This is a genomic window from Falsiroseomonas sp. HC035 (assembly GCF_050563525.1).
Classification (GTDB): Bacteria; Pseudomonadota; Alphaproteobacteria; order Acetobacterales; family Acetobacteraceae; genus Falsiroseomonas.
On the sequence record NZ_JBNXUN010000042.1, the window covers coordinates 1 to 8,201 of the forward strand.

Here is an 8,201-nt window from a genome sequence, read left to right on the forward strand (position 1 = left end):
GGACCAATCTCGCGTGGGTCTCCCCGAAAACCAATAACAGGCTAGCCGCTAAATTCCACAACCGCGCTGGCGCAAAGAACCCCGCAGCCAAAGCCGACGTGACCGACCTCCTCCCGCTATTCCTCGAACACTACGACGGCGCCATTCGCGCGCATCGCCGCCCTGACCTCGACTACTTCTCAAAAGTCATGGACGTGTCCGTCCGCCAGCTTCGCCGTCTCGCAAAGGAGCAATGCCGCCGAGACGAGGTACGTGCCATCCGGGAAGAACAGCGTCTAGCGCGCGAGAAAAAGGCAGCCGAAGAAGCAAAACTCCTGAAGAAGTACGACGGCAACCCCTTCTTTGCCGAATAAATCGCCCGCTTAAAGTACTTTATCGGGCACGATAAGACAAAACCCCATTACTTGATTGCACTCCTGGTGCGTTTCTTCTACAATTATGCAAGTCGAAGAATTCCGACGCTTCAAATCGACTATCCCCGCTTCAAAGACTACCCGCTCGATGAACTCAACTCCGTACATATTGACTGTCACCCAAGTATGCGACTGCCTGTCTATCTGCCGTCGCACGCTTTTCAATAGAATGAAGAAACGAGGAATTCATTGCAGCCGTAAGATTGGCCGACGCCGGTTTTTCAGCCCCAATGTGTTCCACTCCCCTTTAGCCATTCCCGGCTAAAGCCCTTAAAACGCCAATCGGCCCGTTGATTTCTCAACGGACCGATTAACGTTACCTCTGATCACTAGCCAGATGCCACTATTATAGACCGTGGCCTCATTTAAAGCAAAGATTTACTCCCTATGACTGCCCATAATTTGCCTTCCTCGACCGCCCTTCGTAACATCGTAACGACCCTAGAACGCGACTGCGACGCTAGCGGCGAAAACCTCTGCCAACGCGACTTTGAACTGAAGATCGCAGTCCGCAGCGCGATCCTAAACGGCAACCATCAGGCCGCCGATGATGCCCGCACCGCCCTCGCCACCGCTCGCAATACCCACGAGGCGAACACTGCCGCCCTCCTTGAAGCTCGTAATCTGCTCAAGGAATCGATCGCCGCCGAACGTGCCATCGAGGAGGCGACCATTCGCGCCGAAATCACCGAAATGACCGCCAGGATTGCCGACCTCGCCGCCGAGACTGACAGCGCGCTAGCTCTCTACATTTCCAAGTTGACCGAAGTCCGCGCCCTAGAGCATTCCGCTCGCCGCACCATCGAGACCCGCCTCAATCGCGAGCTTCCAGGCGGCTCCGTTCTAGGAACTGCCTTCAGCGACGCAATGAACCATCTCAACGCCCTAAAGGCTGGCAATACGCCCAATTTCGAGCCCTTTACGACTGCCCGAAGTGAATTGGCGATCCGCCGCATCCATGCCGGCGCCGGTATCGTCGCCTGAAATGGAAGCCCTGATCTTCGAAATGCCGAACGGCCTTACCATGAGGGGTTTCGGCTCGACCCTGCCAATCGCCGGCGACGTCGAGACCTACACTGAGACTCTGCCGAACGGCGGGACGATCACCGGAACGCGGCACCGCCGCGAACCTGCCGAGACCACGACCACGCCTGAGACGATGACCGCCAACGATGCGGAATAGTCGAAACCAAGACTTCTGGCTTGTGGACGCCGATGGCGTTCCCGAGCCCGCCCAGGTCGCCGCGCCGTTGCTGCCAAAGAGGCCACCGGCACCGCCAGCCGTGCCAGAACCTCGGCCAGAGATCCCCGTCGCGGACCCTAGCCCGCCCGCCCCAGTCATCGAGCCCTTCGCCGCGATGAACCGCTTGAAGCGCCTCAGCCATCCGAACCGACCGCCACGCGACTTCCAGGCCCCATGAACCTCAGCCCCACCGCCCTAGCCGACCTAAGCGCCGTACACGCCGCCCTGCGCGCCTCCGCGATCCTCTTGGCCAGGACCTTCCTTGAGCTGGCCCAGACAGCGAAATCAGAGGCCACCAGAGCCCCCACGAAGCCCCGCAGGCGCAGGCGCCGCGCTGGCGCCCGCAAGTCACCTAGGAGCGCGCTACAGGCCTTCCTCGGCGGTTCTGGCGCTGCCCTTGCCGACCTATCCCCTCTCAAGCCGGCTACCGCGCCCTAGGCGCCTCCCTGCCACATCCCGACGCGACAACGCCCTCCGCTATGATCTCTGGCGGAGGGCGTTTGCGTTTGGCAGTACACCCGGCGCTGGAATCCGAGGGCGCTGACACATGGCACGAGGTACCGCGCTACTGGCCGCATTGCTGGTTATGGTGCTGACCTTGGCACCTGCTGAAGCGCAGCAACCTCAGCCCGAGGAACCTCCGTTCAACCCATTTGCGGAGGCCATGAGAGGCTCCACACCCATTGAGGTTGACCACGCGGGTGAGGATCGCATCGCCGCATGCGTCCTCAGGAACGCCCCAAAGCTGCAGGGTGTACAGGGGACCGGTGCATCGGAGCCGATGCGGTGGCTCATCGCCCAGTGCCGCCGAAACTCAGCCCTGCGGTAGCCCCAGCGCCTGGTTTTCCACCGAAGGGGGGACCGTAGAGGGGTTAAAATCTTCCTTCTAAGAGTCTGTCGCTCTAGAGCGACGAATCGGTAGCTCTAGAGCAACTCGTGGTACAGGCTGTCCACAGGGCAGCGGGGGCGCGAGCAAGGTGGCGAAGGTGGTCCGGCTTCGGCCAAAACGGCATGATGTCATCGCGGAGGCGCTGCAACTCGCGCTAGACATGCCACTTGATCTAACGGACCCCACGCGGGACGAGTTGGCCGAAAGACTTGCGCGCTATCAGCCTGCCGAGGCCTGGAGGTACACCATGCTGAATCCGCAACAGCTTCGCGCCCTGCTGCGGCTCATCAACGCATGCCCCAAGCCGGCGACGACCCTCAGCATCTGGACGGCCGCGGTCTCCTACGTTCGCTATGACACCGGGGAAATCATGGCCAACCGAACCACGCTGGCCGAGGACGCCGGCACAAGCGCTACAGAGGCTTCTAGCGCGCTGGCGCGCCTGACGGAGATGGGAGCCCTCGTGCGGCTGCGTCCCGGTCGATATGCCATCAACAGCAACGTGGGCTGGACCGGCAGCTTGGCGAAGCGCGAGGCCGCCGCACGAGAGACGCCGCAACTGCGGCTGGTCGAACCTTGATAAACGGCGGGCTCAACCGAAGCCGTTCACTTAAGTACCAGGAAGATCGTCCAGCGGGATTAAGCCAGCTGCCAAAAGATTCATGGCGGTTAACATTTGGCGCTCGCCAAATTTTTCCTTCGGAACAGTAGGCAGTACAAACAAACGCGTTCGTCGGCCGTCTTGATTTAGTTTATCAACTCGCTGGCTAGTGGTCATCGCTCCGAGCATAGACGGAACGGGGAACCTAGACAAAATCATTAGTGCCAGCTTCGCATTGGTCTTTTGGAAATCCATTGTTTCGTAATATGGAAACCAGCTAGCCATATCTGCCTTTACCCAAGTTCGCCTCTTTACAGAAATTTTCTTTATGCCGAGAAGACCTTCAACGCTTTTTCTGTCAAGAACAATGCAGTCTACTTCGTGCCTCCACGAATACACTGCTAAATAGTGCGCAAGAACTCTATGCGTGCGGCGACAAGCCTCTCTGTAGACGTCTTCCGATTCGGTCATTACGTTTCACTTTTCTTGTGAGATCGCATCGTTGACTGAAAATCGCTGATATTCAATGTCCTTCTAGCGTGCTGCTTCAAGCCAACTAGACAGGCACCGCCTGTCCCGGTCACTGTCCCGGTCAAGAACCGGGACACAAGCACACGATGGCGGACGCCGACCGGGACATTCGGTGGATGACCTATGGCGAGGCAGCAGCCGCGCTGGGCGTCCATCCTGAGAGCGTGGCAAAGCGAATGCGTCGCCAGAACTGGCCTCGCCGCACTGGAAACGATGGAAAGCCTAGAGTAGGCGTCCCGGTCACCGCCCTACCTGTCCCGGTTGCTGTCCCGGTTGCTGTCCCGGACGCTACGCCGCGCGTCCCAGACACTGTCCAGGATACCTCCCTGCCTGTCCCGGTTACTGTCCCGGACGCTTCGTGGCTGGTTTTGGCCCTCTCGGCCACCGCTCGCGCCGAGCAAGCCGAGGCCGCGCTAGCCGAACAGCGCGAGCGCGCCGCCCATGCCGAAGGCGCCGTTACCGGCCTTCGGGACGCGCTGAGGATCGCTGAGGCTCAGACCGCAGCCCTGCAGGCCGATGCCGCGCGGCAGGCAGCGGAGCGCCAGGCCCTCCTGCAGGATGCAGCAGCGGCCCGTCAGACCGCCGAGACTACGCGAGCCGAACTTGACGCCTGGACAGCGGGGGGACCTCTCACCCGAGCCTTCCGGGCATTCTTCCGACGCGCCTAACCGTATGATTCAGGAATGTTCCGTTCTATATAGTAGGGAGGAAGCCGACAGGACAGGACTTCGCATATGAAGATTCAGGTTTTTGCGATATTGGCGCTACTTGTCTCAGCACCAGTGATGGCTTCGGGTCCGCAGGAAAGTGTGGATTGCATAACCCTGCGCATTTCTATGACTACCTCGCGCGCAGCAGCTATTGATGAGCTGCAAAAGGTGTCTTCGCTTCCGATATCGCCAAGGTTTATTGGCCAGCGCCTTGCTGCTGTGACGTTTACGGCACGAATGCTGGGCCGGTATGAGGTAGCCAGCAGCACACATCGGGATTTGAACTGTCCACCCGTCAGCGAGTTGGGGGATGCCGCTGCTAGTATGCGTCAAATACAACAGAACCTCCAGGTACAACTGGACGGCACCCTTTCATCAGCACTTGCTCGCAACTAGTACTCATCGGAGCGAATAGGGAGGCCCACCGGCCTCCCTATCCAGTCACGCCGCAAGCGCCACCGGCACCGCCGCATCATCGTTCGCGGCAGCAGCAGCCGCCCTAGCGAACAGCGCCGACAGGTGCAGCAACCGCGCCCGATTGATGCCTTTGGCATCCGCCAGGATCGCCGCATCGTCCCCATCGGCCAACTCGCGAACCCAGCCGCCCATCTCCGCATCCACCTTCGCCATCGTCTCGGCCATGTCAGCCTTGACGCCAGTGCCATTGCGATAGCGAGCGAGGAAGCTCCCGTTCGTGGCCTCGACCTCATCCGCCTGAACCTGAACAGCCGCAAGCTTCGCCTCGGCCTCTTCGGCGCGAGCCTTGAGGCGTTCGGCTTCGGCCTCAACCGCCGCAAGCCTATCCTTGGCGCTGGCGTTCGCCGCGCCGGCCTTGGGCTTGGCCTCCCGCGCCTTGAAAGCCGCCTGGAGAGCAACGGGATGGTTGCTCTTTCCGTCGTTCTTCAATCCTTGAAGAACGCCTTCAGGCAAACCCGCCAGCCAAACAGCCGCGCGCCGAGTGGAAGCATTCGCCTGCCCTGACAGGCCAGGGAAATTGGCTGCGTACCACTTCCCCCTCTCTTGGTTGCTTTTGATCGCTTCGCCCAGCGCCAGCGCCTTCCCGACCAGCACCCATTCATCAATCAGCTTCTTGCCCTGCTTGATGATGACCTTGAGCGCGGTCTTACCCGCATCGATGGTCGCCGCTTCATTCTCGCTAGTCATTGTCGTCTTCCTTGTTCAGCTCCCCATCATTGGACAGCAAAAAGGGAGGACTTTAGAGGTCCTCCCTTTTAGATCAGGCTCGCGGAGCGCGCTCGCGAGCTACTATCCACCTAGCCGTTCTCATGTCCTCAGTACTGAGATGGTCTCGATGAACAAACCGAGGTTCACTTTCATCTCCGACTGCTGCAATTTCGTTCATCATTACGCCGCTTATCTCAGACCTTCGACGAAGGATTAGATTAAGCGTGAAAGTGAATGCCTGATCGTAGAAGTCTGGATCTTCGTACACTGAGCCTGTCGTGCCGGCTCTGTACGACTGCATCATCGGGTCATCAGCTACACGACTGTAGATCTGCTCCCTCGTGAAAACTGCTCCGTTCGCCATTTCCTGACCAATACCATTGATTAGAGAGAGCATCCTATCAAAGTATTTGTGGCCCATCTCAGTGCAATTCGGTGCGTCGATAGGAATGTAGTTGTCGATACTCATGTCTCTTGTTCCTTGCTAAGCGCGTCATCGCGCAAAAGACCCCCATCGCGAGCGCGACGGGGGCAAGAAACGGAGAGACGACAGCACGGCGCAGCGACACGCCCGCGCCAGCAAAAAGCGTCGCGAACTCTCTCCTACAAGGCCGCTATATTCGGCGCGACGGAGGCCCGGCGCGGAAAAGTTGTCGAAATCCCTTCTCTATAAGGCCGCGATATTCCAACGTACTGAAATCGTTAGAGGTCGCCCGCGCGATCCGCCGACCGCGACGCAACGCTACGCCGCCTCCTCCTTAGCGTCCGCGAGGATGCGGTAGACGCTCGCCACGCCGATATCCAGCCGACGCGCTATCTCCGCCGGCCCGACACCCTCAGCCCGCAGCTTCAGCACGTCGCCGGCCTTCCTCTGCGCCGTAGGAGCGCGGCCTTGATACTTGCCCTCCGACTTCGCCTTGGCGATGCCCTCGCGCTGGCGTTCCAGCATCAGAGACCTTTCGAACTCTGCCACGGCGCCGAGCATCGTCAGCATAAGCTTCCCCGTAGGAGTCCGCGTATCGAGGTCTCCCGAGCCCATGGAGAGGATGCGAAGGGCGACGCGCTTGCCCTCTAGCCTCGCGACAATGCTCAGCAGGTCGGAGGTAGACCGGGCGAGCCTGTCCAGCTTCGTGCAGACCAGCACGTCTCCCTCGCGAACGAAGTCTATCGCGGCCTCTAGCTGCGCCCGCTTGGCGACGGAGGAGACCTGTTCGGCAAAGATGCGCTCGCATCCTACGGCCTTTAGATCGCGCTCTTGCGCGTCCAGGCCGGCTTCCTGCTCCAGAGTCGACGTGCGCCCGTATCCTACGATCATGGTCCCTGTCCTTCGTCCGCTATCACAAGCCTCAAAGACACTGTGATTGATGGACTATCAAAAGACAAGAACCATTCTAGTGATAGGCTTCGCTCCGCTATCGCAAGGGCAGGCCCTATTCGGAGCGTCGCAACGGATGGCACAGCCTGTCGCCAGCATTATTGTTTCAATAAGGCAAGTGGTTTTGCAATAATATGTCGCATTACGGGCCGCTTCTACCAACGCTCGCCAGCCTTGCCGGCCACAGACTCCACAGTCCTGACAACGCGACCCCAGGGGACCCAACCCGGCATGGTACGCCTCGCCGCCAGCGGCCTACAGGCGGCGTGTACCCCCTATTTCACAGTCTCACGGCCTCATCCGAAGCAGGCCAGTTAGGTGCAATTGGCCTGAGTTAGGTGCCCACCTCGAAAAAACGGCGGATTTCCGCCATTTAGTTAGTGATGATAGGAAATCGTAGAGTCTGCCATCTCTAGGTATAGGGGAATTCGAATTTTTTCAAAAAAATAAAGTGGCTTTGTGACGCCTATGACTGGTGCTTGAAATAATGCCCCTGTAACTGGCGGTTTTCCTCAGGTTTTGACGATTGTGACACCATCGCATACTAGACGAAAACGACCTTTTGACGCCTTCCGAATACTTGACGATAATCGCGGACTTCATGTCATTTTTCATGGCGTCAGTGACGCCTAAACCGAAAATAACCACTGACGAGGGACAGGCCACACCGCATTAGAGGACACGTGACCCTACGCTACAGGACACATAAACACTGATCTAGACACCGGTAATACTTGACGTAAGGGCACCCTAACTGGTATTCTTATGCATCGATTCACGGTCCTTCGCGTTAAAACGCGCCTCCGATGGCCGAATTGATCCCCACCTCTACTTCGCGTCGCCATTACCTGACGCACAAATCACGCCCAATTCACTAGTAACCCAAACACATGCGCCTACCCATCACTCACGACGACCGCTTTCCTGACCGCTGGTACTACGACACCGCCCTCAAGGATAAGCTCCCCGCATCCGTCGATTATCGCGCCTTCAAGGTTCTCCCCTTCGCGCCTCGCTATGCCGCCTCTATCCTAGGCTGCGGCGTTTTTGATCTAGACGAGGACCGATTTCTAAGCCCTATCGTGGACCCGAAGACCGGTCGCAAGAGTTACCGCCTCAATACCAGCATCAAGGGTCAGACCCGCGCGACCAAGTTCCCAACGTATGCGCGGATCATCCTCACCCTTGTTGAAGGACCGCAGGGCCGCAACCGGCATGCTCATCACCAAGACCACGACTGCACCCACGATACTT

10 protein-coding genes are annotated in these 8,201 nt (G+C 58.9%); 6 read left to right on the plus strand and 4 right to left on the minus strand.

Annotated features, from left to right (window positions below):
- The 4 genes from ACLF3G_RS29035 to ACLF3G_RS29050 form a co-directional block, all read left to right on the plus strand.
- Window positions 1-353, plus strand: a 353-nt coding sequence (locus ACLF3G_RS29035; RefSeq protein ID WP_430672858.1) for a hypothetical protein, incomplete at its 5' end; no start/stop codon positions are given.
- A gap of 447 nt (window positions 354-800) precedes the next feature.
- Entirely contained in the window at window positions 801-1,397 is a 597-nt protein-coding gene (locus ACLF3G_RS29040; RefSeq protein WP_430672859.1) for a hypothetical protein, read from the plus strand.
- Between the two features lies 1 nt (window position 1,398).
- The gene (locus ACLF3G_RS29045; protein ID WP_430672860.1) at window positions 1,399-1,596 is read left to right on the plus strand and encodes a hypothetical protein; all 198 of its coding nucleotides are present in this window, start codon (window positions 1,399-1,401) and stop codon (window positions 1,594-1,596) included.
- 1,037 nt (window positions 1,597-2,633) lie between these two features.
- Window positions 2,634-3,125 (plus strand): hypothetical protein, encoded by a 492-nt coding sequence (locus tag ACLF3G_RS29050; RefSeq protein ID WP_430672861.1) that lies wholly within the window; start codon window positions 2,634-2,636, stop codon window positions 3,123-3,125.
- A gap of 30 nt (window positions 3,126-3,155) precedes the next feature.
- Here ACLF3G_RS29050 and ACLF3G_RS29055 read toward each other — a convergent pair whose 3' ends face one another.
- Window positions 3,156-3,617 carry a hypothetical protein gene (locus ACLF3G_RS29055; protein WP_430672862.1) on the minus strand — a complete coding sequence of 154 codons (462 nt, stop codon included), beginning with the start codon at window positions 3,615-3,617 and terminating at the stop codon, window positions 3,156-3,158.
- A gap of 794 nt (window positions 3,618-4,411) precedes the next feature.
- Here ACLF3G_RS29055 and ACLF3G_RS29060 point away from each other — a divergent pair.
- Entirely contained in the window at window positions 4,412-4,783 is a 372-nt protein-coding gene (locus ACLF3G_RS29060; RefSeq protein ID WP_430672863.1) for a hypothetical protein, read from the plus strand.
- 45 nt (window positions 4,784-4,828) lie between these two features.
- Here the strand turns inward: ACLF3G_RS29060 and ACLF3G_RS29065 are convergent, their stop codons facing one another.
- From ACLF3G_RS29065 to ACLF3G_RS29075, 3 genes are all read right to left on the minus strand, one after another.
- Window positions 4,829-5,551 (minus strand): hypothetical protein, encoded by a 723-nt coding sequence (locus ACLF3G_RS29065; RefSeq protein WP_430672864.1) that lies wholly within the window; start codon window positions 5,549-5,551, stop codon window positions 4,829-4,831.
- A gap of 73 nt (window positions 5,552-5,624) precedes the next feature.
- Window positions 5,625-6,041, minus strand: a complete 417-nt coding sequence (locus tag ACLF3G_RS29070; RefSeq protein ID WP_430672865.1) for a hypothetical protein — start codon at window positions 6,039-6,041, stop codon at window positions 5,625-5,627.
- A 273-nt stretch (window positions 6,042-6,314) separates the two neighbouring features.
- A complete protein-coding gene (locus tag ACLF3G_RS29075; protein ID WP_430672866.1) occupies window positions 6,315-6,887 on the minus strand; it encodes a recombinase family protein in 573 nt (190 codons plus the stop codon).
- A 950-nt stretch (window positions 6,888-7,837) separates the two neighbouring features.
- Between ACLF3G_RS29075 and ACLF3G_RS29080 the strand changes: the two genes are divergently transcribed.
- On the plus strand, window positions 7,838-8,201 hold a 364-nt coding region (locus tag ACLF3G_RS29080; RefSeq protein WP_430672867.1), incomplete at its 3' end, for a hypothetical protein.